19 protein-coding genes and 1 riboswitch are annotated in these 22,937 nt (G+C 53.9%); of the genes, 4 read left to right on the top strand and 15 right to left on the bottom strand.

Going from position 1 to position 22,937, the window contains the following annotated elements:
• Positions 1 to 16: 16 nt before the first annotated feature.
• From hupA to nudC, 5 genes are all read right to left on the bottom strand, one after another.
• Positions 17 to 289 (bottom strand): nucleoid-associated protein HU-alpha, encoded by a 273-nt coding sequence (gene hupA, locus BY447_RS11710; RefSeq protein ID WP_003850136.1) that lies wholly within the window; start codon positions 287 to 289, stop codon positions 17 to 19.
• Positions 290 to 477: 188 nt separating this feature from the next.
• The gene (locus BY447_RS11705; protein WP_013359744.1) at positions 478 to 1,068 is read right to left on the bottom strand and encodes a YjaG family protein; all 591 of its coding nucleotides are present in this window, start codon (positions 1,066 to 1,068) and stop codon (positions 478 to 480) included.
• A gap of 63 nt (positions 1,069 to 1,131) precedes the next feature.
• A complete protein-coding gene (gene nfi / locus BY447_RS11700; RefSeq protein WP_013359743.1) occupies positions 1,132 to 1,800 on the bottom strand; it encodes a deoxyribonuclease V in 669 nt (222 codons plus the stop codon).
• Between the two features lie 2 nt (positions 1,801 to 1,802).
• A complete protein-coding gene (hemE, locus tag BY447_RS11695) occupies positions 1,803 to 2,870 on the bottom strand; it encodes a uroporphyrinogen decarboxylase (RefSeq protein WP_013359742.1) in 1,068 nt (355 codons plus the stop codon).
• A gap of 40 nt (positions 2,871 to 2,910) precedes the next feature.
• A complete protein-coding gene (gene nudC / locus BY447_RS11690) occupies positions 2,911 to 3,681 on the bottom strand; it encodes an NAD(+) diphosphatase (protein WP_110331179.1) in 771 nt (256 codons plus the stop codon).
• Positions 3,682 to 3,770: 89 nt separating this feature from the next.
• On the opposite strand from nudC, the gene BY447_RS11685 reads away from it, so the two are divergent.
• The 3 genes from BY447_RS11685 (at position 3,771) to thiE (ending at position 7,169) form a co-directional block, all read left to right on the top strand.
• The gene (locus BY447_RS11685) at positions 3,771 to 4,277 is read left to right on the top strand and encodes an Rsd/AlgQ family anti-sigma factor (protein ID WP_013359740.1); all 507 of its coding nucleotides are present in this window, start codon (positions 3,771 to 3,773) and stop codon (positions 4,275 to 4,277) included.
• Between the two features lie 152 nt (positions 4,278 to 4,429).
• Positions 4,430 to 4,530: riboswitch (TPP riboswitch) on the top strand.
• Between the two features lie 87 nt (positions 4,531 to 4,617).
• Positions 4,618 to 6,540, top strand: coding sequence for a phosphomethylpyrimidine synthase ThiC (thiC, locus tag BY447_RS11680; RefSeq protein WP_110331178.1), 1,923 nt, complete (start codon positions 4,618 to 4,620; stop codon positions 6,538 to 6,540).
• Between the two features lie 2 nt (positions 6,541 to 6,542).
• A complete protein-coding gene (gene thiE, locus BY447_RS11675) occupies positions 6,543 to 7,169 on the top strand; it encodes a thiamine phosphate synthase (RefSeq protein WP_110331177.1) in 627 nt (208 codons plus the stop codon).
• A 193-nt stretch (positions 7,170 to 7,362) separates the two neighbouring features.
• Here thiE and BY447_RS11670 read toward each other — a convergent pair whose 3' ends face one another.
• A complete protein-coding gene (locus BY447_RS11670; RefSeq protein WP_110331176.1) occupies positions 7,363 to 8,817 on the bottom strand; it encodes a PLP-dependent aminotransferase family protein in 1,455 nt (484 codons plus the stop codon).
• Positions 8,818 to 8,991: 174 nt separating this feature from the next.
• Between BY447_RS11670 and BY447_RS11665 the strand changes: the two genes are divergently transcribed.
• Positions 8,992 to 9,174 carry a DUF1127 domain-containing protein gene (locus BY447_RS11665; RefSeq protein ID WP_110331175.1) on the top strand — a complete coding sequence of 61 codons (183 nt, stop codon included), beginning with the start codon at positions 8,992 to 8,994 and terminating at the stop codon, positions 9,172 to 9,174.
• Positions 9,175 to 9,229: 55 nt separating this feature from the next.
• On the opposite strand, the gene rpoC is transcribed toward BY447_RS11665, so the two are convergent.
• The 9 genes from rpoC to tuf all read right to left on the bottom strand — a co-directional run bounded on the left by rpoC (position 9,230) and on the right by tuf (position 22,862).
• Positions 9,230 to 13,453 (bottom strand): DNA-directed RNA polymerase subunit beta', encoded by a 4,224-nt coding sequence (gene rpoC, locus BY447_RS11660; RefSeq protein ID WP_013359734.1) that lies wholly within the window; start codon positions 13,451 to 13,453, stop codon positions 9,230 to 9,232.
• A gap of 129 nt (positions 13,454 to 13,582) precedes the next feature.
• Positions 13,583 to 17,611 carry a DNA-directed RNA polymerase subunit beta gene (gene rpoB / locus BY447_RS11655; protein ID WP_013359733.1) on the bottom strand — a complete coding sequence of 1,343 codons (4,029 nt, stop codon included), beginning with the start codon at positions 17,609 to 17,611 and terminating at the stop codon, positions 13,583 to 13,585.
• Between the two features lie 329 nt (positions 17,612 to 17,940).
• Positions 17,941 to 18,303, bottom strand: a complete 363-nt coding sequence (rplL, locus tag BY447_RS11650; RefSeq protein WP_009092660.1) for a 50S ribosomal protein L7/L12 — start codon at positions 18,301 to 18,303, stop codon at positions 17,941 to 17,943.
• Between the two features lie 65 nt (positions 18,304 to 18,368).
• Positions 18,369 to 18,866, bottom strand: a complete 498-nt coding sequence (gene rplJ / locus BY447_RS11645; protein WP_003848098.1) for a 50S ribosomal protein L10 — start codon at positions 18,864 to 18,866, stop codon at positions 18,369 to 18,371.
• A gap of 365 nt (positions 18,867 to 19,231) precedes the next feature.
• Entirely contained in the window at positions 19,232 to 19,936 is a 705-nt protein-coding gene (gene rplA, locus BY447_RS11640) for a 50S ribosomal protein L1 (RefSeq protein WP_110331174.1), read from the bottom strand.
• Positions 19,937 to 19,939: 3 nt separating this feature from the next.
• Positions 19,940 to 20,368, bottom strand: coding sequence for a 50S ribosomal protein L11 (gene rplK / locus BY447_RS11635; RefSeq protein WP_006121495.1), 429 nt, complete (start codon positions 20,366 to 20,368; stop codon positions 19,940 to 19,942).
• A 147-nt stretch (positions 20,369 to 20,515) separates the two neighbouring features.
• Complete coding sequence (nusG, locus tag BY447_RS11630) at positions 20,516 to 21,061, bottom strand: transcription termination/antitermination protein NusG (protein WP_013359732.1); 546 nt, start codon at positions 21,059 to 21,061, stop codon at positions 20,516 to 20,518.
• Between the two features lies 1 nt (position 21,062).
• Positions 21,063 to 21,446, bottom strand: coding sequence for a preprotein translocase subunit SecE (gene secE, locus BY447_RS11625; RefSeq protein ID WP_013359731.1), 384 nt, complete (start codon positions 21,444 to 21,446; stop codon positions 21,063 to 21,065).
• Positions 21,447 to 21,677: 231 nt separating this feature from the next.
• Complete coding sequence (tuf, locus tag BY447_RS11620; RefSeq protein WP_013359730.1) at positions 21,678 to 22,862, bottom strand: elongation factor Tu; 1,185 nt, start codon at positions 22,860 to 22,862, stop codon at positions 21,678 to 21,680.
• Positions 22,863 to 22,937 lie beyond the last annotated feature (75 nt).

Below are 22,937 nucleotides of genomic sequence, written 5' to 3'. Positions count from 1 at the left end.
ACCGCAGTGCGACGTCTTACTTAACGGCGTCTTTCAGCGCTTTACCAGACACGAATGCCGGTACGTTTGCTGCAGCGATTTTGATCTCTTTGCCAGTCTGCGGGTTACGACCGGTACGCTCAGCGCGGTGGTTCACTTTAAAAGTACCAAAACCAACCAGTTGTACAGCATCACCATCTTTCAGAGACTCAGTGATCGCAGCCAGAGTAGATTCCAGCGCTGCCTTTGCCTGGGTTTTAGACAGGTCAGCTTTTTCTGCGATCACATCAATCAGTTGAGTCTTGTTCATAAGTTATCCTTAAAGTGTATTTATCGCTTGCTAAGCAACGAGTGCGAGGGAAAAGCCATATTCTGGCACTCTTCTGCCTGCACGCACCGATAGCCACAATTTTCAGCCCCCCAAATGTAGACCAGACAGGGGGCCAATGTGAAGCCTTCAGGCGCGCTAATTCGGGCCTGAAGTCACGTTTTATCGCCTTACTGCTGGAAATTTATACCGATGTTGCTAATTCCCGCTTCACGCAGGTCAGATCGCAGACCTTTAATCAATTCAAGGTCGCGCTCTTCACACTCCGCCAGCAGACGGAAAATCTCCCACTGGAGGTCCCACTCATCGATGATAGCCGGATTTTCACGCAGCTCTTCATCGGTCATTTCGCGTCCAGCCTGGGTCATCTCCAGCATAGCGACAGTGGTAATTGAGGTCTCGCTGACTTCAATAGCATGCTCAAGCGTTTCGCCGCTCAGCTGCGCATGGACGACTTCGCTTAATGCCACACAGGCATCGATAGCCGGATAAACGCCGTAAACCTCAAATGCATCGCCATCAGGAATGGCGGCTTCGAGTTTTTCCAGCTGGCTGTCGAAGTTAATCTTCGCATCTTTAACCGTCAGGTTTTCCCAGATCAGATCAAGAATCCGGCGATAGAGTGCCGGATCGGCAAATTCAGTCTGCTCGCAGAATGCGCGATAGTTGGGATACATGCGTTCGCACAGGCAGGCCATAAAAGTCAGGTGCTGCCAGCTTTCCAGCTTCGCCAGACGCAGATGAACGGGGTTCTGTAACATAAAGGTGGCTCTTATTCGTTTCTCTGGCCGCAGTGTAACTGCAAAACCGCAGCACAAACAGTGTTAAAGCGCGTTTTGCCAGCGCTGGAAAGCGGTTCGGTTAGAGGCAACCGCATCGGCCCAGCGGGTGGGTTCCGGCAACCGGTAACCGCGCGTACAGTTTTCGACCCACTGCAGCGCTGTATCCAGGCTGACACGATGACCGGTGGCGACAAACAGCGGATTACAACGCAGCTTGCTGCGCCATACCCAACCTATCTGCTCACCTTTGTCGATCAGCGGCTGACGGCTGCCAGGCTGCGCATCCAGATCGTCAAAACGTCCGCAGAGACGACTTTTCGCAACGCCAATCGTGGGGACATCGACCAGCAGGCCAAAATGCGATGCGACGCCCAGTCGTCTTGGATGCGAAATACCGTGCCCATCCACAAACAGCAGATCAGGCTTTTGCTCCAGCATCTGCCAGGCAGCCATCAGAGCCGGATATTCACGGAAGGAGAGAAAGCCCGGAATATAGGGCATGGTGGTCTCAACGCGCGCGATGCGATGCTCCACCAGCGTTAACGAAGGATATTCCAGTATCACCATCGCCGCCCGCGTGATGGTGCCGTCCTGCTCAAATCCAACGTCTGCCCCGCCAATAAAGCGGGGAGGCAGCACGTCAAAGTCATCTTCACGCACCACGTCAGCGGCGCGTTGTAACTGCTCAGCGCGAAGTGCGGCAATGTCCATGATTACTCCTGATGCCAGGGACGTGATAAACGATGCACAGCGTCAACAAAAACACCGGCATTTTCGGGCGGAACATCCTGATGAATGCCATGCCCCAGATTAAAGACGTGACCAGTGCCTGAGCCAAAACGCTCCAGAATACCGGCCACCTCCTGTTCGATACGTTCAGGTGCCGCATAGAGCATAGAGGGATCCATGTTGCCCTGCAGCGCAACTTTGTCGCCTACGCGACGGCGCGCATCATCAATATCGGTGGTCCAGTCGAGACCCAGCGCATCACAACCGGTGGCTGCCATCGCTTCCAGCCACTGTCCGCCGCCTTTGGTAAAGAGCGTCACCGGCACGCGGCGGCCGTCGTTTTCACGCAGCAGGCCATCGACAATCTTGTGCATGTAGTGCAGGGAGAATTCGCGATAGTCACGACCGGTCAGCACGCCGCCCCAGGTATCAAAGACCATGACGGACTGCGCACCGGCGCGGATCTGAGCGTTGAGATAGAGGATGACGCTGTCGGCCAGCTTATCCAGCATCGCGTGCAGCGTCGCCGGATCGGCATACATCATCTTCTTAATTTTGGTAAACGCCTTGCTGCTGCCGCCTTCCACCATGTAGGTGGCCAGCGTCCACGGACTGCCGGAGAAGCCAATCAGCGGCAGATCGCCATTCAGGTTTTTACGGATGGTGCGGACCGCATTCATCACATAGCCCAGCTCCATTTCAGGATCGGGCACCGGCAAACGCTCAACGTCGGCGCGACAGGTGACAGGGTTAGAGAAACGCGGGCCTTCGCCGGTTTCAAAGTAGAGACCCAGTCCCATCGCATCCGGAATGGTCAGGATGTCACTGAAGAGGATGGCGGCATCCAGCGGATAACGGCGCAGCGGCTGCAGGGTCACTTCACAGGCCAGCTCGGCGTTTTTACACAGCGACATAAAATCACCCGCCTGGGCGCGTGTCGCTTTGTACTCCGGCAAATAGCGCCCGGCTTGTCGCATCATCCATACCGGCGTGACATCGACCGGCTGACGTAACAGGGCACGCAAATAACGATCGTTCTTCAGTTCACTCATCTCAACACTCTCTCAATAACAGGCGTGTAGTGTAGCACTTTCACGCTTCGGCGCGGCACAGGGCGACGGTATCTTCAATCAGGCGGCGTGCCACGGTGCCTGGCGGTGGCAGCAAAGGCAGCGCATCAAAACGGAACCAGGCGGCATCCAGCAGCTCTTTACCGTCGTGTTGCAGATCGCCACTGTCATACTCCGCCATAAAAGCGGTCATTAGCGATTGTGGGAAGGGCCACGGCTGGGAGGTCACGTAACGGACGTTTTTGACGCGGATATTGCTCTCTTCCATCACTTCCCGGGCAACGGCCTGCTCCAGCGTCTCACCGACCTCCACAAAACCGGCCAGCACGGTGTAGACCTTGTTGCGATGGCGAGCATGATTCGCCAGCAGGATTTCATCGCCACGACGGATAGCCACAATGATGCAGGGCGCGATCTGCGGATAGTAACGCTCATGGCAATGGCTGCAGAGACAGGCAAATTCATGTTTGCTGTGGTGCATCTCATGGCCGCAATAGCCGCACCAGCGATGAGAACGGTAGAATTCCGCCAGCTGTACACCGCGACCCACCAGCTGAAACAGCTCCACATCCTGATCGATCAGCTGTCGCACGGAGAACATATCGGAAGAACGCGGCTCACAAATCAGCCAGACTTTTTCGCCCTGCCATTCACCAATGGTCCGGGCCTTACTGCCGGTTAGACCAAATTTTTCGGCGTTTCCGTGGGGTAAATCACCTTGTGGCAACCAAAGTTTCTGTTCATGGCTGACAATCCACCATCCAGCGTCTACGCTTGAGATTTCGCATTGCATTTATTTCGTCATCCTTAGCGTCAACCCGCACGCTGAAGCCCTGATGTTAAGTGTGTAGATAAACAACTATAACTCACATGGAGTTAGATATGCTTAACCAGTTAGACGTCCTGGCTGAACGCGTAGGTGGCAGTAATGAACTGGTCGATTCGTGGCTTGAAGCACGCCGCCAGCTACTGGTGACCTATTATCACCTGGTCGGTCTTAAACCTAAAAAAGAGGCGCTGACGCGTCTTGACGAGCAGGCGCTCGACAACTTCTGTCACGGCCTGGTCGACTATCTTTCTGCCGGTCACTTCAGTATCTATGAGCGCGTAATCAGCGAAATGAGTGGCGACAGCCCGATGATCGCTGCCGCGCAGATCTACCCTCCGCTGGAAGCGAATACTGAGCGTCTGATGCAGCTGTATGACGGTCACCTCCAGCAGGCGATTGACGATGAAAACTGCATGACCTTCCAGCAGGCACTCTCCGAAGTGGGCGAAGTGCTGGAATCACGCTTTACGCTGGAAGATAAGCTGATCCAGCTGGCCTGGGATAACCAGCTTGCTACGCCGCCAGTGGCGAATGACAGCCATATCGCGCGTCCGGCTTGATGGTTAACAACGGCAAAGGGCTTGAGATTATCCCGTAGCCCTTTTATGCTGAACAGGTTCTGAGAAGTACTCTCCAGAGAACCTTTGTTATTTTAGCGTTGAAATGTAAGGTTTTTACGCCCGGGTCTGTTATCAGACACCTGCGTAAAAACTGCTTCTTGTCGGAGTGCCCAGTTGGGCTGAGACCGTTAATTCGGGATCCGCGGAACCTGACCAGGTTAGAACCTGCGTAGGGAACAAGAGTAAAAATTCTCTGTATGCCAGCATGCCTGTGCTGTCTATACGGTTACTCCTTCCGAACTCCGGACAAGCATCGTTCCCCCTTAACAGGAAGATTGCTATGTCTGACCCAAAAATGACCCGTCGTGAACAACGTGCCCAGGCGCAGGAATTTATCGATTCCCTGCAAAGCGGCAGTGCTTTTCCCCAGTCCCGTCGTATCTGGATTACCGGCAGCCGGGAAGATATTCGCGTGCCGATGCGTGAAATCACCCTAAGCCCGACCCACATCGGCGGCACCAAAGAACAGCCTCTCTATGAGCAAAATGAAGCGGTGCCGGTCTATGACACGGCGGGTGCTTATGGTGATCCCGCGGCGCAGATCGATGTGCATCGTGGTCTGGAAAAGCTGCGCGCTCGCTGGATTGCTGAGCGCGACGACAGTGAGCTTCTCGAACAGAACAGCTCGGGCTATACCCAGCAGCGGCTGGCTGACGAGGGGCTGGATCATCTGCGCTTCGATCACCTGCCGACACCGCGCCGCGCCCGTGCAGGCCGCCGTGTCACGCAACTGCACTATGCCCGTCAGGGCACGATTACCCCGGAGATGGAGTTCATCGCCCTGCGGGAAAACATGGGCCGTGAGCGAATACGCAGTGAGGTACTGCTGCAACAGCATCCGGGGCACAGCTTTGGCGCACATCTGCCCGCCGACATTACCCCCGAGTTTGTCCGTCAGGAGGTCGCAGCCGGACGCGCCATCATCCCTGCCAATATCAATCACCCGGAATCGGAGCCGATGATCATTGGCCGTAACTTCCTGGTTAAGGTCAACGCCAATATCGGTAACTCGGCAGTCACCTCTTCTATCGAGGAAGAAGTGGAAAAACTGGTCTGGTCGACCCGCTGGGGTGCCGATACGGTGATGGATCTCTCTACCGGTCGCTATATTCATGAAACGCGAGAATGGATTTTGCGAAACAGCCCGGTGCCCATCGGTAGCGTGCCGATCTATCAGGCGCTGGAAAAAGTGAATGGCGTGGCTGAGGCGCTGAACTGGGAAATATTCCGGGACACACTGCTGGAGCAGGCGGAACAGGGCGTCGATTACTTCACTATCCACGCGGGCGTGCTGCTGCGTTATGTCCCGATGACGGCGAAACGTCTCACCGGGATCGTGTCGCGGGGGGGATCGATCATGGCGAAATGGTGCCTGTCGCATCATCAGGAGAGCTTCCTGTATGAGCACTTCCGGGAGATCTGTGAAATCTGCGCCGCTTACGATGTCTCCCTGTCGCTGGGCGATGGTCTGCGTCCGGGTTCGATTCAGGATGCCAACGATGAGGCGCAGTTTGCCGAACTGCGAACCCTGGGTGAACTGACGCGTATTGCCTGGGAGTATGACGTTCAGGTGATGATTGAAGGTCCGGGACATGTGCCGATGCATATGATCCGCCGTAATATGACCGAACAGCTCGACCTGTGCGATGAAGCCCCCTTCTACACGCTTGGCCCGCTGACCACTGACATCGCGCCCGGCTACGACCACTTCACCTCGGGTATCGGTGCCGCCATGATTGGCTGGTTTGGTTGCGCCATGCTCTGCTACGTCACGCCCAAAGAGCATCTGGGTCTGCCGAACAAAGAGGACGTGAAGCAGGGATTGATCACCTACAAAATCGCGGCGCATGCTGCCGATCTGGCGAAAGGCCACCCCGGTGCGCAGATCCGTGATAACGCCATGTCCAAAGCGCGCTTTGAATTCCGCTGGGAAGATCAGTTTAACCTGGCGCTGGATCCCCATACGGCAAGGGCGATGCATGATGAAACCCTGCCGCAGGAATCGGGCAAGGTGGCCCATTTCTGCTCAATGTGCGGCCCCAAATTCTGCTCAATGAAAATTTCCCAGGAGGTGCGCGAGTTTGCGGCACGCCAGGATGCCAGTGCCGAGCCGGTTGAAGTTGGCATGGCGCAGATGTCAGATCGTTTCCGCAGCCGCGGCAGTGAGCTCTATCACCCTGCCGATGCCATTAAGGAGGAGTAAGGATGCCTGCATTTCCCGCTACCGCCCCGCGCCTGGGACTTTATCCGGTGGTTGATAGCCCTGAGTGGCTCGAACGCCTGCTGGAGATGGGCGTTCGCACGCTGCAGCTGCGTATCAAAGATCAGCCTGATGAGGCCGCCGAGCCCGCCATTGCTCAGGCAATTGCGTTGGGCAAACGCTACGACGCGCGTCTGTTTATCAATGATTACTGGCAGCTGGCGATTAAACATCATGCTTATGGCGTACATCTGGGTCAGGAGGATCTGGATGTCGCCGATCTTGCCCGCATTCATCAGGCCGGGTTACGACTGGGACTCTCTACCCACGACGATGCGGAACTGGATCGCGCTCTGGCAATCCAGCCCTCTTACATCGCACTTGGGCATATTTTCCCGACGCAGACCAAAGAGATGCCTTCTGCACCGCAAGGCATTGCACAGCTGAATCAACACCTGACACGTCTGTCGCATATTCCCACCGTGGCGATTGGCGGTATCTCGATTGCACGGGCACCTGAGGTGCTGGCCACCGGCGTCGGCAGCATTGCGGTGGTGAGTGCGATTACTCAGGCAGATGACTGGCGTGCCGCAACGCGCAAGCTTCTGGCGCTGGCAGGACCAGGCGATTAAGCGTTTATGGAACCTGCCGCGCATATTGGCTGCAAAATCGGTAACGCCAGCGTTCTTCCGGGAAAGCAGCGCGCAAAGTGGAATGTTGCCGCTGGCGTGCTGTGATCCAAAACCTTAACGTGGCATCCGTCAGGTTAAGGTTATCTGACCAGGGCCGGTTCCCTCCTCTTGCCGGCCCTGCTTCTTCTTTTCGCTATGCGGGCGTCGAGGTGGAAGTCTGCGTCTCATGCTGGCACGAGAGCATGGCACGTTCGACGGCCGTACCCACCAGTGCCAGCGCCTGTTCAGTCTGCTCGTTGATCGGCAGCCCGTAGTTTAAGCGCAGACAGTTACGATATTTCCCCGACGCTGAAAACAGTGAGCCTACAGCAATCTGAATTTTTGACTCGCGCAGTTCCCGGTTAAGCCGGACCGCATCAAACGCTTCGGGAAGTTCTATCCACATCAGAAAGCCGCCCTGAGGGCGGGAAACGCAGATGCCGCAGGGAAAATAGTGGCGTACCCAGCAGCTAAAGGTTTCATAGTTGCGGTGGTAGAGTTGCCGCATCCGGCGCAGATGAGGCTGATAATGGCCCTGACGGATAAACTCGGAAACCGCATGCTGAGGCTGTGTGGCGGTGGAGCCGGTGACGATATATTTCATGTGCAGCACGCGGTCACGATAGCGGCCTGGAGCAACCCAGCCGACGCGCAGACCCGGCGCCAGCGTTTTGGAAAAGGAGCTGCACAGCAGCACCCGGCCATCGAGATCCAGCGCTTTAATGGTGGGCGGACGCGGATATTCCCAGGCTAACTCACCATAGACATCATCTTCAATCACCGCCGCATCAAACCTTTGCGCCAGCGCCAGTAGTGCCCGCTTACGCGGCTCCGGCATGATAAATCCCAGCGGATTATTGCAGTTCGGCACCACGACCACCGCTTTGATCGGCCATTGATCAAAGGCCAGTTCCAGCGCTTCCAGACTGATGCCGGTGACCGCATCCGTCGGGATTTCAATGGCACGAATGCCAAAGCCGCGCAGGGTTTGCATGATGCCGTGAAACGACGGTGACTCAACAGCAATGATATCGCCCGGCTCACAGACCGCGCGTACGGCGACCGATAACGCTTCGTGGCAGCCGGTCGTAATGACAATGTCATCGGCCGTGAGCTGACAGCCGCTGTCTATCGCCAGCCGTGCAACCTGTTGCCGCAGCGCGAGCACACCATAAAGGTTGTCATAATTCAGCAGCGCCATGTCCTGCTTCTGCGCCTGGCGGCTGAAAGCTTTCCACAGCGGCTTAAGCGTCGGCTGGGTCAAATCGGGCATGCCACTGCCCAGCTGCAACACATCATCTTCCAGACGGCCGTTAATCAATTCCAGCACCGCATCCCACTGTGTCACCTCAACCGGCCGCTGGGCGGGACGGGTCAGCGCAGGGATCGGCGGCGTTGCTTTGCGTGACGCCACAAAATAGCCGGAGCGCGACTGCGGTGTAATCATCTGCTTCTCTTCCAGCAGATGATAAGCCTGCTGCACGGTACTGATACTGACGCCATGCTCCGTACTCAGACTGCGTACTGAAGGCAGGCGCTCACCGCTGCGATATAAGCCTTGTTCGATGCGCTGAGCCAGCAGCGTAGCCAGATGTTCATAGCGGGTCATTGTATCTCCACAGGCTCAGATGCTGAGCCGTAACCAGTACAGTTCCGTCTCTTTTTTACCATTCAGATCGTCATGACGGCAAACTGTATGTTAAATAAAAGTGATTTTTGCGTCTGTATCATACAGAGAAATCCACTGAAAATGGTCCTCAGACACTTCACTGAGGGCACTATCATGGGATATGACGAGAATCGCGCAGCTAAACCGTTTACAGGCACGCCTTACCACCTGGTTCGTTATCTGTGGCGCAGTTACAAACGCTGGCAACTGCGGCGTGAGACGCGCCTCATCCTGTCGAAGTTAAGCGACAGTCAGCTGAAAGATATTGGTATCAGCCGCAGTGACTGGAATAGCTGAATCTGAGACAAAAAAAAACCCTGCCGAGGCAGGGTTTTTATCAGGCAAAGGACGATTAATCGTCTTTGTTGCCGCCGAGACCGGCGTTCAACAGTTCAGCCAGGCTGGCTGAGGCTTCATCCGCAGTCACCTGCGGTGCAACCGGAACTTCACCTGCCGCTTTGCGGCGCATACGATCCTGATGGTACGCATAACCGGTACCGGCCGGGATCAGACGACCCACGATCACGTTCTCTTTCAGGCCGCGCAGTTCGTCACGCTTGCCTGCTACTGCTGCTTCGGTCAGGACACGTGTGGTCTCCTGGAACGAGGCTGCAGAGATGAACGATTCGGTAGCCAGTGACGCTTTGGTAATACCCAGCAGGTCACGCATGAAGGTTGCGCCGACTTTTCCGTTCGCTTCCAGATCACGGTTAGAGATCTTGATGCGAGAGAATTCAGCCTGCTCACCTTCCAGGAAGTCTGCACTTCCTGCGCTCACGATGGTTGCTTTACGCAGCATCTGACGAACGATGACTTCGATGTGCTTATCGTTAATCTTAACGCCCTGCAGACGGTAAACTTCCTGCACTTCGTTAGTGATGTAACGGGTCACCGCATGCACGCCACGCAAGCGCAGGATGTCATGTGGAGACTCTGGGCCATCGGAAACCACGTCACCGCGCTCAACACGTTCACCTTCGAACACGTTCAGCTGACGCCATTTCGGAATCATCTCTTCGTATGGCTCACTGCCATCCAGCGGAGTAATGACCAGACGACGCTTACCTTTGGTCTCTTTACCGAAGGAGATGATGCCGCTGATCTCCGCCAGAATAGCTGGCTCTTTCGGACGACGCGCTTCGAACAGGTCAGCAACGCGTGGCAGACCACCGGTAATATCCTTGGTACCGCCAGATTCCTGCGGAACACGCGCTAACGTGTCACCAGCACTGATCTTAACGCCATCTTCCAGCTGAACAATCGCTTTACCTGGCAGGAAGTACTGAGCCGGCATATCGGTGCCTGGGATCAGAACGTCGTTGCCGTTGGCATCAACAATTTTCAGCGCAGGACGCAGATCTTTACCGCCTGCAGTACGTTCAGCACTGTCCAGAACCACCAGCGAAGACAGACCGGTTAAGTCATCTGTCTGACGGGTAATCGTCTGGCCATCAACCATATCCGTGAAGCGAATGAAACCGCCCACTTCGGTGATGACTGGCATGGTATGCGGATCCCAGTTTGCGACGGTTTCGCCCGCTGCAACCTGCTCACCATCACCTTTCGCCATGGTAGAACCGTAGGGAACTTTATAGCTCTCTTTGGTACGACCAAATTCGTCGATCATTTTCAGTTCAACGTTACGCGAGGTGATCACCAGCTTGCCTGCCGAGTTCGTTACCGACTTGGCGTTGGTCAGCTTGATGGTACCTTTGTTCTTCACCTGAATGCTGGATTCAGCAGCCGCACGTGATGCCGCACCACCGATGTGGAACGTACGCATCGTCAGCTGTGTACCTGGCTCACCGATGGACTGTGCCGCGATAACACCGATCGCTTCACCTTTGTTGATGATGTGACCACGTGCCAGGTCGCGACCGTAGCAATGCGCACACACACCAAAGTCGGTTTCACAACCTACTACCGAGCGGACTTTCAGGCTGTCGACTGAGTTCAGTTCCAGCACGTCACACCAGTGCTCATCGAGCAGCGTGTTGCGTGGGACCAGAATATCAGCAGTACCCGGCTTCAGAACGTCTTCAGCAGTCACACGACCCAGTACACGTTCACGCAGTGGCTCTTTAACGTCGCCACCTTCGATGACAGGCGTCATCATGATGCCTTCGTGTGTACCACAGTCATCTTCGGTAACCACCAGATCCTGGGCAACGTCAACCAGACGACGCGTCAGATAACCGGAGTTCGCTGTTTTCAGTGCGGTATCCGCAAGACCTTTACGTGCACCGTGGGTTGAGATGAAGTACTGGAGTACGTTCAACCCTTCACGGAAGTTCGCCGTGATTGGTGTTTCGATGATGGAGCCATCTGGCTTCGCCATCAGACCACGCATACCGGCCAGCTGACGAATCTGTGCAGCAGAACCACGCGCACCTGAGTCAGCCATCATAAAGATGCTGTTGAAGGAAACCTGGCGCTCTTCTTCGCCGTCACGGTTAATGACGACTTCGGTAGAGAGGTTTTCCATCATCGCCTTGGCAACACGTTCGTTGGCTGCAGCCCAGATATCGATGACTTTGTTATAACGTTCGCCTGCGGTTACCAGACCAGACTGGAACTGCTCCTGGATCTCAGCCACTTCCGCTTCCGCTTCAGTGATGATTTCCACTTTCTTCTCTGGAATAACCATGTCGTCGATGCCGACTGACGCGCCTGAACGGGCAGCATAAGCGAAACCGGTGTACATGGTCTGGTCAGCAAAGATAACGGTCGGCTTCAGGCCCAGAATGCGGTAACAGGTGTTCAGCATTTTGGAGATAGCTTTTTTGCCCAGCGCCTGGTTAACGATGGAGAAAGGCAGACCTTTTGGCACGATCATCCACAGGATGGCACGGCCAATCGTGGTATCGATGATGCTGGTTTTAGCAACCCACTCATCCTGCTCATTCTTCTCGTGTTCGGTGATACGCACCTTAACGCGAGCATGCAGAGAGGCGAGGCCGGCGCGATAAATACGCTCAGCTTCTTTCGGGCCAGTCAGCACCATGCCTTCGCCTTTGGCGTTAACACAGTCACGGGTCATGTAATACAGACCCAGTACAACGTCCTGAGAAGGAACGATGATTGGCTCGCCGTTCGCAGGTGACAGGATGTTGTTGGTCGACATCATCAGCGCACGCGCTTCCAGCTGGGCTTCCAGCGTCAGCGGTACGTGAACAGCCATCTGGTCACCATCGAAGTCGGCGTTATAAGCCGCACAAACCAGCGGGTGCAGCTGGATCGCTTTACCTTCGATCAGAACCGGTTCAAAGGCCTGAATACCCAGACGGTGCAGCGTAGGCGCACGGTTCAGCAGAACCGGGTGCTCACGGATCACTTCGTCGAGGATATCCCAGACAACCGCTTCTTCGCGCTCAACCATTTTCTTCGCGGCTTTGATGGTGGTGGCCAGGCCACGCAGTTCCAGCTTGCCGTAAATAAACGGTTTGAACAGTTCGAGTGCCATTTTCTTCGGCAGACCGCACTGATGCAGACGCAGGTATGGACCAACGGTGATAACCGAACGACCAGAATAGTCGACACGTTTACCCAGCAGGTTCTGACGGAAACGACCCTGCTTACCTTTGATCATGTCAGCCAGCGATTTCAGCGGACGCTTGTTAGAACCGGTGATCGCACGACCGCGACGACCGTTGTCCAGCAGTGCATCGACCGCTTCCTGCAACATACGCTTTTCGTTGCGCACGATGATGTCTGGCGCAGCCAGATCCAGCAGGCGCTTCAGACGGTTGTTACGGTTGATCACGCGACGATACAGATCGTTCAGATCCGACGTAGCGAAACGACCACCATCCAGCGGTACCAGCGGACGCAGATCCGGTGGCAGAACAGGCAGCACGGTCAGGATCATCCACTCTGGCTTGTTGCCAGACTGGACGAACGCTTCCAGCAGCTTGATGCGCTTGGTCAGTTTTTTACGTTTGGTTTCGGAGTTAGTTTCGTTCAGCTCTTCACGCAGCTGCTCGCACTCCTGCTCCAGATCCATGTTTTTCAACAGGGCCTGGATCGCTTCGGCGCCCATTTTGGCGTCGAACTCGTCACCGAACTCTTCCAGAGCGTCAAGGTACTGCTCTTCAGTCAGGATCTGACGCTTCTCGAGGTTGGTCATGCCACCTTCGATTACCACGTAAGATTCAAAGTAGAGCACGCGCTCGATGTCACGCAGTGGCATATCCAGCAGTAAGCCGATACGCGATGGCAGTGACTTCAGGAACCAGATGTGCGCAGTCGGCGACGCCAGTTCAATGTGGCCCATACGCTCACGGCGTACTTTAGTCTGGGTCACTTCAACGCCGCACTTCTCACAAATCACACCACGGTGTTTGAGGCGCTTATACTTGCCGCACAGGCACTCATAGTCTTTTACCGGCCCGAAGATACGGGCACAGAACAGACCATCGCGCTCTGGCTTAAAAGTACGGTAGTTAATGGTTTCTGGCTTTTTCACTTCACCAAAAGACCAGGAACGGATCATGTCTGGCGAAGCCAGCGCAATTTTGATCGCATCAAACTCTTCGGTCTTAGTTTGCGCTTTCAGAAACTTAAGTAAGTCTTTCACGGATTAGCTCCCGTCGGAGTGAGACTCAGGGGGCGTCCAACCGAAATTGAACGCCCCGTAACCAGTACAATTGCGAGCGCTTTAAACCCTGCGCTTTCAGGCGGCGGCAAGCCGCAGCCTGAAAAGGGGTTACTCGTCTTCCAGCTCGATGTTGATACCCAGCGAGCGAATCTCTTTCAACAGTACGTTGAAGGATTCCGGCATGCCCGGTTCCATCTGATGGTTACCGTCAACGATGTTTTTATACATCTTGGTACGGCCGTTGACGTCATCAGACTTAACGGTAAGCATTTCCTGCAGGGTATACGCGGCACCATATGCTTCCAGTGCCCATACTTCCATCTCACCAAAGCGCTGACCACCGAACTGCGCCTTACCACCCAGCGGCTGCTGAGTAACCAGGCTATAGGAACCGGTAGAACGTGCATGCATCTTGTCATCAACCAGGTGGTTAAGTTTCAGCATGTACATGTAGCCAACGGTTACCTGACGTTCGAACTGCTCACCGGTACGGCCGTCAAACAGGGTAATCTGACCGGAAGAAGGCAGGCCGCCGAGCTGCAGCAGCTCTTTGATCTCGCTCTCTTTCGCGCCATCAAACACCGGCGTGGCGATTGGCATACCTTTCTTCAGGTTCTCAGCCAGACGCAGTACTTCGTCATCAGAGAAGGTGTTCAGATCAACACGCTGACGCAGATCGGTACCCAGGTCATAGGCGCGCTGGATGAATTCGCGCAGTTTCGCGACTTCTTCCTGCTTCTTCAGCATGGCGTTGATTTTCTCGCCGATACCTTTCGCTGCCATACCCAGGTGCGTTTCCAGAATCTGACCGATGTTCATACGCGATGGTACGCCCAGCGGGTTCAGAACGATGTCAACCGGCGTGCCGTTTTCATCGTAAGGCATATCTTCGATCGGGTTGATCTTGGAGATAACACCTTTGTTACCGTGACGGCCTGCCATTTTGTCACCCGGCTGAATCTGACGCTTAACAGCCAGATAAACCTTAACGATTTTCAGCACGCCTGGTGCCAGATCATCGCCCTGGGTGATCTTACGACGCTTACCTTCGAGTTTTTTCTCAAACTCGTGCTTCAGTTCGTCGTACTGCTCTGCCAGCTGCTCCAGCTGGTTTTGCTTGGCTTCGTCAGTCAGACCCAGTTCCAGCCAGCGCTCGCGCGGCAGCTTGTCCAGTTTGTCTGCTTCAACGCCACCCGAAATCAGTACGTTCTGGATACGGCTGAACAGGCCCGCTTCCAGGATCTGCAGTTCTTCAGACAGGTCTTTTTTGGCCTGCTTCAGCTGCATCTCTTCGATTTCAAGCGCACGTTTGTCTTTTTCCACGCCATCGCGGGTAAAGACCTGAACGTCGATCACAGTACCTGACACGCCATTCGGCACGCGCAGTGACGAATCTTTCACGTCAGAGGCTTTTTCACCGAAGATAGCGCGCAGCAGTTTTTCTTCTGGCGTCAGCTGGGTTTCACCTTTAGGCGTTACCTTACCAACCAGAATGTCGCCACCGGTCACTTCAGCACCGATGTAGACGATGCCTGACTCATCCAGTTTAGAGAGTGCAGCTTCACCCACGTTCGGGATATCAGCAGTGATCTCTTCCGGCCCTAGTTTGGTGTCACGCGACACGCAAGCCAGTTCCTGAATGTGGATAGTCGTAAAGCGATCTTCCTGAACCACGCGCTCGGAGACCAGGATGGAGTCTTCGAAGTTGTAGCCGTTCCACGGCATGAACGCCACGCGCATGTTCTGGCCCAGAGCCAGTTCACCCAGATCGGTGGACGGGCCATCTGCCAGCACGTCGCCGCGCTCAACCGGCTCACCCAGAGAAACACATGGCATCTGGTTGATGCAGGTGTTCTGGTTAGAACGGGTATATTTGGTCAGGTTGTAAATGTCGATACCGGCTTCGCCAGCATGCATTTCGTCTTCGTTAACTTTGATAACGATACGTGATGCGTCAACGTACTGTACGGTACCGCCACGTTTCGCCACGGCTGTTACACCGGAGTCAACGGCAACAGCACGTTCCATACCGGTACCAACCAGCGGCTTATCAGCACGCAGAGTCGGAACGGCCTGACGTTGCATGTTCGCACCCATCAGGGCGCGGTTGGCGTCATCGTGTTCCAGGAACGGGATCAGGGATGCACCGACAGAAACCACCTGCTGGGTGGAAACGTCCATGTAGTCAACCTGATCGCGGCTGAACAGACTCGATTCGCCTTTGCTACGGCAGGTGACCAGGTCATCAACAAACGCGCCGTTGTCATCCAGAGGGGCGTTCGCCTGAGCGATAACGTAGTTACCCTCTTCGATAGCAGAGAGGTAGTGAATCTCGTCAGAAACCAGACCGTCGATAACACGGCGATAAGGTGTTTCAAGGAAACCGTACTCATTGGTCTGTGCATAGACAGACAAGGAGTTGATCAGACCGATGTTCGGACCTTCAGGGGTTTCGATTGGGCAGACACGACCGTAGTGCGTTGGGTGTACGTCACGCACTTCGAAGCCGGCACGCTCACGCGTCAAACCACCCGGGCCGAGAGCAGAGATACGACGTTTGTGCGTAATCTCTGACAGCGGGTTGTTCTGATCCATAAACTGAGAAAGCTGGCTTGAACCAAAGAACTCTTTCACCGCAGCCGAAATCGGCTTCGCGTTGATCATGTCCTGTGGCATCAGCGTATCAAGGTCGCCCAGAGACAGACGCTCTTTAACCGCACGCTCAACACGGACCAGACCAACACGGAACTGGTTCTCAGCCATTTCACCCACTGAACGAATACGACGGTTCCCGAGGTGGTCGATATCGTCCACTTCGCCTTTACCGTTACGGATGTCGATCAGTTTCTTCATCACTTCGATGATGTCATCTTTGCTCAGGATGCCTGAACCTTCGATTTCATCACGCAGCAATGAGCGGTTGAACTTCATACGACCGACCGCAGAAAGATCGTAACGATCTTCTGAGAAGAACAGGTTCTCAAACAGGTTCTCTGCAGCTTCGCGTGTTGGCGGCTCACCAGGACGCATCATGCGATAGATCTCAACCAGTGCGCTCAGGCGATCGCTGGTTGGGTCGACACGCAGGGTCTCGGACATATATGGACCGTGGTCCAGATCGTTGGTGAACAGGGTTTCGATGCGCTTGTGACCGGACTGGCTCAGTTTAGCCAGCAGATCCAGTGACAGTTCCATGTTCGCTGCAACAATCAGCTCACCGGTGCTCTCATCGATGTAATCTTTAGCGACCACTTTGCCCGCGATATATTCAACCGGGACTTCGATGTGCTGAATGCCATCTTTTTCCAGCTGACGAATATGGCGCGCAGTAATGCGGCGACCTTTTTCGACGTAGACGGTGCCGTTCGCTTCGATATCGAAGGTAGCGGTTTCACCGCGCAGGCGCTCAGGCACCAGCTCCATCTGCAGCTTGTTGTCACGGATTTCAAACACCACTTTCTCAAAGAAGATATCGAGGATCTGAGGTGTAGTGAACTGTAACGCGCGCAGGATGATAGTGGCCGGCAGCTTACGACGACGGTCAATACGGACAAACAGGTTATCTTTCGGGTCAAACTCAAAGTCGAGCCATGAACCGCGGTAAGGGATGATACGTGCGTTGTACAGCACTTTACCCGATGAGTGGGTTTTACCCTTATCGCTATCAAAGAACACGCCGGGACTACGGTGCAGCTGAGAAACGATAACGCGCTCGGTACCATTGATAACAAAGGTACCGTTGTCGGTCATGAGCGGAATCTCGCCCATGTAGACTTCTTGTTCTTTAATGTCTTTTACGGTGCCTTCTGGCGCTTCACGCTCATAGATCACCAGACGCAGTTTCACGCGCAGCGGTGCCGAATAGGTCACGCCACGGATCTGACACTCTTTCACGTCAAAGACAGGTTCACCCAGGCGGTAGCTGACATACTGCAACTCAGAGTTGCCGCTGTAGCTCGCAATAGGGAATACAGAGCGGAATGCAGCTTCCAGTCCGTACTGACCTTCTGGATCTTGCTCGATAAACTTCTGGAACGAGTCGAGCTGGATGGAAAGGAGATAAGGTATGTCCAGTACTTGCGGACGTTTACCAAAATCCTTACGAATACGTTTTTTCTCGGTATAGGAGTAAACCATAGGGTTCCTCAGCTAGCTGACAAGTCGACCCACGCTGTCCGTCCTGACAGGACAGTTCATGCAACACGATTTTGTTTGATTCACTGGCTGCGCGGCAGCAGTGCAATACCTCTTTCTATCACGCTTAAATCATTTCATCGCTTTTGTGAAGGCAGGGAACCCGCACAGGAAAGCGGTATATTAAGTCGTCGATAGAGAAAGATATTGAAGAGTAACAATGGACAAACAGTGTGAAACCCCATTGAGACCCTGTAGCGCAAAAAGGCTGGTGACCAAAAAGTCACCAGCCATCAGTCTGAAACTACTCAGACTGCAACCCGAAGGCTGTCTTACTTAACTTCAACTTCAGCGCCAGCTTCTTTCAGAGCAGCTTCAAGTGCAGCTGCGTCATCTTTGCTGATGCCTTCTTTGATTACGCCAGTTGCTTCAACCAGGTCTTTGGCTTCTTTCAGGCCCAGACCAGTTGCAGTACGTACGGCTTTGATGACTGCTACTTTGTTCGCGCCAACAGCTTTCAGTACGACGTCGAATTCAGTTTTTTCTTCAACAGCTTCAGCCGGGCCCGCAGCAACAGCTACAGCAGCTGCAGCAGAAACGCCGAATTTTTCTTCCATAGCAGAAACCAGCTCAACAACTTCCATTACGGACATCGCTGCAACAGCTTCCAGAATTTGGTCTTTAGTGATAGACATGACAATTGTTCCTAAGAATCAGAAAAAGTTTATACGTAAGCAGGTACGAAGAAAAGAATAAGGCCTTAAGCCGCTTCTTTTGCATCGCGTACAGCAGCCAGAGTGCGGACCAGTTTGCCGGCAGCGGCTTCTTTCATGGTCGACATCAGACGTGCCAGTGCTTCTTCGTAGGTCGGCAGCGTTGCCAGACGGTCAATATTGGCCGCCGTGATCAGCTCACCTTCAAAGGCTGCAGCTTTGACCTCAAATTTTGCATTCGCTTTCGCGAAATCTTTGAACAGACGAGCAGCAGCGCCCGGGTGTTCCATAGAATATGCAATCAGGGTCGGACCAACAAACGTGTCTTTCAGGCACTCAAACTGAGTACCTTCAACGACGCGGCGCAGCAGGGTGTTACGAACAACACGCATGTAAACGCCAGCTTCACGGCCTGCTTTACGCAGTTCGGTCATTTTATCAACGGTAACGCCACGGGAATCCGCAACAACCGCTGAAAGCGCACCTTTGGCTACTTCGCTGACTTCAGCAACAATCGCTTGTTTGTCTTGAAGATTTAATGCCATTAGCTTTTGCTCCTGGATTTGACCGGGAAAGGATTTCCCCGGAACTCACTTCACTTACTCACCCCGCGGGGTAATAAGCGCTCGAACACGGTGAGCAGAATCCAGCTAAGAAAAAATTCTTTTGGTTCTGTCACCGTCTACGCAGGGGATTAAGCGGAATATCCGGAGATAAACAGCGCCTGCGGTCTTGGACGGAGGCCAGGATAAGGCCTGGCTCCAACCTAAATTCTGTGCGACGCAGCAGAGTCAGAGGGAATGGCGATAAACGCAACAGTCGGTTCTGGCTCTCTGGTGTCCCGTTCTGCTAATAACAGAACAACGGGCGTAAGATTCTAGGTGAATTTTTCGCCCGTTTCAAGCAGCAATTAGTTTGCTGTTGCGTTCAGACCAGCCTGGTCAACGGCAACGCCGGCGCCCATGGTGGTTGAAAGGCTGACTTTCTTGATATACACGCCTTTGGCCTGTGATGGTTTAGCTTTTTTCAGCGCAACCAGCAGAGATTCCAGGTTTTCTTTCAGTTTGTCAGCGTCAAAGTCCACTTTACCGATGGTAGTGTGGATGATGCCGTTTTTGTCGTTACGATAACGAACCTGACCGGCTTTAGCGTTCTTAACCGCTTCAGCAACGTTAGGGGTTACAGTACCGACTTTCGGGTTTGGCATCATGCCACGTGGACCCAGAATCTGGCCCAGCTGGCCAACAACGCGCATTGCATCCGGAGAAGCAATAACAACGTCAAAATTCATTTCGCCTTTCTTGATCTGATCAGCCAGGTCTTCCATGCCTACCAGCTCTGCGCCAGCTGCTTTAGCAGCTTCAGCGTTAGCGCCCTGGGCGAAGACAGCAACACGTACTGAACGACCAGTACCGTGTGGCAGAACGGTCGCGCCGCGAACGTTCTGATCAGATTTACGTGCATCAATGCCGAGGTTGACAGCAACGTCAACGCTTTCAACGAACTTGGCAGTTGCCAGTTCTTTCAGCAGAGCAACAGCTTCAGCAATGTCATACTGCTTGGTCGCGTCAACTTTGTCGCGAATTACGGTCATGCGCTTGGTCAGCTTAGCCATTTCTTAGTCCTCTACTACCAGGCCCATGGAACGAGCAGTACCTTCGATTGAGCGAGTCATCGCTTCAACGTCAGAACCAGTCATGTCCGCAGCTTTGGTTTCTGCGATTTCACGTACCTGAGCACGAGTCACTTTACCGACTTTATCTTTGTTCGGCTTACCAGAACCAGACTTGATGCCCGCTGCTTTTTTCAGCAGTACGGCAGCCGGAGGCGTTTTGGTAATGAAGGTGAAAGAACGGTCGCTGTATACGGTGATAACAACAGGAGTCGGCAGACCTTTTTCCAGAGATTCGGTCTTAGCGTTGAACGCTTTACAGAATTCCATGATGTTAACACCCTGCTGACCCAGAGCTGGACCAACCGGTGGACTTGGGTTCGCCATACCAGCTGCAACCTGCAGCTTGACGTAGGCTTGGACTTTCTTAGCCATGATATTTCCTCAATTGGGTTATAGCGCCTGTAAAGGCTCCCCGTGATAACGATTTATACGCTGTTGCCAGCGCATAAAAACAAAAGGCGCGAAATTGTAGTTAAATTTCGCGCCTGCTGCAACAGCTAATTTGTGAGCGGAAAGAGGTTAACCTTTCTCCACCTGACCGAAGTCGAGCTCAACCGGTGTTGCACGACCAAAGATGGAAACGGATACCGTCAGGCGGCTCTTCTCGTAATCCACATCTTCAACCACACCGTTAAAGTCAGCGAACGGACCGTCATTAACACGAACCATTTCACCTGGTTCAAACAGCGTTTTAGGACGAGGCTTGTCGCCGACCTGCTGCAGACGATTCATGATCGCATCAACTTCTTTATCACTGATAGGTGCAGGACGGTCAGAGGTACCGCCGATGAAACCCATCACGCGCGGGACGCTGCGTACTAAATGCCAGCTGGCGTCATTCATCACCATCTGAACCAGTACGTATCCCGGGAAAAACTTGCGCTCGCTCTTACGACGCTGGCCACCACGGATTTCAACCACTTCTTCAGTCGGAACCATGACTTCACCAAACAGCTCTTCCATGTTGTGCAATTTGATATGCTCGCGCAGCGATTGGGCTACGCGGCCTTCAAAACCGGAAAACGCCTGTACGACGTACCAGCGTTTCTTTGGAGCTTCAGACATCTCAGAACCTCAGGCCAGTGATAAACGATACCAGACGGACCAGAATACCATCCAGCCCCCACAAAATCAGTGACATCACGGCAGTAACCGCGGCAACGATTAACGTGGTGTGCAGCGTTTCCTGGCGGGTTGGCCAGATAACCTTACGCATTTCTGTTCTTGCTTCACGAGCAAAAGCCACGGTCGCTTTGCCTTTGGTCGTTAAAAGCGCAATGCCGCCAGCCGCTGCAATCAGTACAACTACGGCTAATGCACGCAGTGGCAGTGACACATCACGATAGAGGTAGTTACCTACAATCGCTGCAAGCAGCAGTAATACAACACCTACCCACTTTACCGCTTCCAGGCCACGCCCGCTCCCTTGAGCTTCGGTATTCGCACTCATAAACCAACCTGCCACAATAATTCAGAAACTATTCTGCCCCGCAGTGCGAGGCGTCCAAACCGAATGAGCTTTTGGGGCGTAACTCGGTATCCAACGCCGCATAACAGAGCCTGTCTCAGCAATGATTATGATTCAAAAAATCACTGATGAGCCAGGTTCTATGAAACAGCGTGCAAAAAGGGCATCAAATGATGCCCTTTCCGTGTGCATTGCGTCAAACGTTATCGGTAATTATGCGATAACTTTAGCAACAACACCCGCGCCAACGGTACGGCCACCTTCGCGGATTGCGAAGCGCAGACCTTCGTCCATTGCGATTGGGTGGATCAGGGTAACAACCATTTTGATGTTGTCGCCTGGCATGACCATTTCAACGCCTTCTGGCAGCTCTACTGAGCCGGTTACGTCAGTTGTACGGAAGTAGAACTGTGGACGATAGCCTTTGAAGAACGGAGTATGGCGGCCACCTTCGTCTTTAGACAGAACGTAAACTTCTGACTCGAACTGGGTGTGTGGCTTGATTGAGCCTGGCTTAGCCAGAACCTGGCCACGCTGGATGTCTTCACGCTTGATACCGCGCAGCAGAACACCACAGTTTTCGCCTGCCTGACCCTGGTCCAGCAGCTTACGGAACATCTCAACACCGGTACAGGTTGATTTCGCAGTATCTTTGATACCCACGATTTCAACTTCGTCGCCGACTTTAACGATGCCGCGCTCAACACGACCGGTAACAACAGTACCACGGCCAGAGATTGAGAATACGTCTTCGATTGGCAGCAGGAACGGCATGTCGATCGCACGGACTGGATCCGGGATGTAGTTGTCCAGGTGTTCAGCCAGTTCGATGATTTTCGCTTCCCACTCAGGAACGCCTTCCAGCGCTTTCAGAGCAGAACCACGAACGATTGGAGTGTCGTCGCCTGGGAAGTCGTACTGTGACAGCAGGTCACGCACTTCCATCTCAACCAGTTCCAGCAGCTCTTCATCATCAACCATGTCGCACTTGTTCAGGAACACGATGATGTAAGGAACGCCAACCTGACGACCCAGCAGGATGTGCTCACGGGTCTGTGGCATCGGGCCATCAGTCGCAGCAACAACCAGGATCGCGCCGTCCATCTGCGCAGCACCGGTGATCATGTTTTTCACATAGTCGGCGTGGCCTGGGCAGTCAACGTGAGCGTAGTGACGTGCAGCAGTCTCATACTCAACGTGAGCGGTGTTGATGGTGATACCGCGGGCTTTTTCTTCAGGCGTGCTGTCGATCTGGTCGAACGCACGAGCCTGGCCGCCGTTGGTTTTAGCCAGTACGGTAGTGATAGCTGCAGTCAGGGTGGTTTTACCGTGGTCAACGTGACCGATGGTGCCCACGTTTACGTGCAGTTTGTTACGTTGAAATTGCTCTTTAGCCATCGCTAGTCCCTCTAAGACACGGATATATCAATGATATCATCACATTAACCAGGCAATGCCTGACTGCAAGGAAGT

The organism is Pantoea sp. JKS000250 (assembly GCF_003201065.1).
GTDB classification, from domain to species: Bacteria; Pseudomonadota; Gammaproteobacteria; order Enterobacterales; family Enterobacteriaceae; genus Pantoea; species Pantoea vagans.
The sequence above is the reverse complement of the archived record's forward strand: the minus strand, read 5'-3'. Positions and strand labels throughout refer to the sequence as shown.

Coding starts and splice junctions, on each gene's coding strand:
- nudC (WP_110331179.1), bottom strand. CDS start 3,681: ATGCAATGCGAAATCTCAAGCGTAGACGCTGGATGGTGGATTGTCAGC.
- nfi (WP_013359743.1), bottom strand. CDS start 1,800: ATGGACATTGCCGCACTTCGCGCTGAGCAGTTACAACGCGCCGCTGAC.
- tuf (WP_013359730.1), bottom strand. CDS start 22,862: ATGGCTAAAGAGCAATTTCAACGTAACAAACTGCACGTAAACGTGGGC.
- rplL (WP_009092660.1), bottom strand. CDS start 18,303: ATGTCTATCACTAAAGACCAAATTCTGGAAGCTGTTGCAGCGATGTCC.
- rplK (WP_006121495.1), bottom strand. CDS start 20,368: ATGGCTAAGAAAGTCCAAGCCTACGTCAAGCTGCAGGTTGCAGCTGGT.
- thiC (WP_110331178.1), top strand. CDS start 4,618: ATGTCTGACCCAAAAATGACCCGTCGTGAACAACGTGCCCAGGCGCAG.
- hupA (WP_003850136.1), bottom strand. CDS start 289: ATGAACAAGACTCAACTGATTGATGTGATCGCAGAAAAAGCTGACCTG.
- nusG (WP_013359732.1), bottom strand. CDS start 21,061: ATGTCTGAAGCTCCAAAGAAACGCTGGTACGTCGTACAGGCGTTTTCC.
- BY447_RS11665 (WP_110331175.1), top strand. CDS start 8,992: ATGGGATATGACGAGAATCGCGCAGCTAAACCGTTTACAGGCACGCCT.
- rpoB (WP_013359733.1), bottom strand. CDS start 17,611: ATGGTTTACTCCTATACCGAGAAAAAACGTATTCGTAAGGATTTTGGT.
- rplA (WP_110331174.1), bottom strand. CDS start 19,936: ATGGCTAAGCTGACCAAGCGCATGACCGTAATTCGCGACAAAGTTGAC.
- thiE (WP_110331177.1), top strand. CDS start 6,543: ATGCCTGCATTTCCCGCTACCGCCCCGCGCCTGGGACTTTATCCGGTG.
- hemE (WP_013359742.1), bottom strand. CDS start 2,870: ATGAGTGAACTGAAGAACGATCGTTATTTGCGTGCCCTGTTACGTCAG.
- secE (WP_013359731.1), bottom strand. CDS start 21,446: ATGAGTGCGAATACCGAAGCTCAAGGGAGCGGGCGTGGCCTGGAAGCG.
- BY447_RS11705 (WP_013359744.1), bottom strand. CDS start 1,068: ATGTTACAGAACCCCGTTCATCTGCGTCTGGCGAAGCTGGAAAGCTGG.
- BY447_RS11685 (WP_013359740.1), top strand. CDS start 3,771: ATGCTTAACCAGTTAGACGTCCTGGCTGAACGCGTAGGTGGCAGTAAT.
- rplJ (WP_003848098.1), bottom strand. CDS start 18,866: ATGGCATTAAATCTTCAAGACAAACAAGCGATTGTTGCTGAAGTCAGC.
- BY447_RS11670 (WP_110331176.1), bottom strand. CDS start 8,817: ATGACCCGCTATGAACATCTGGCTACGCTGCTGGCTCAGCGCATCGAA.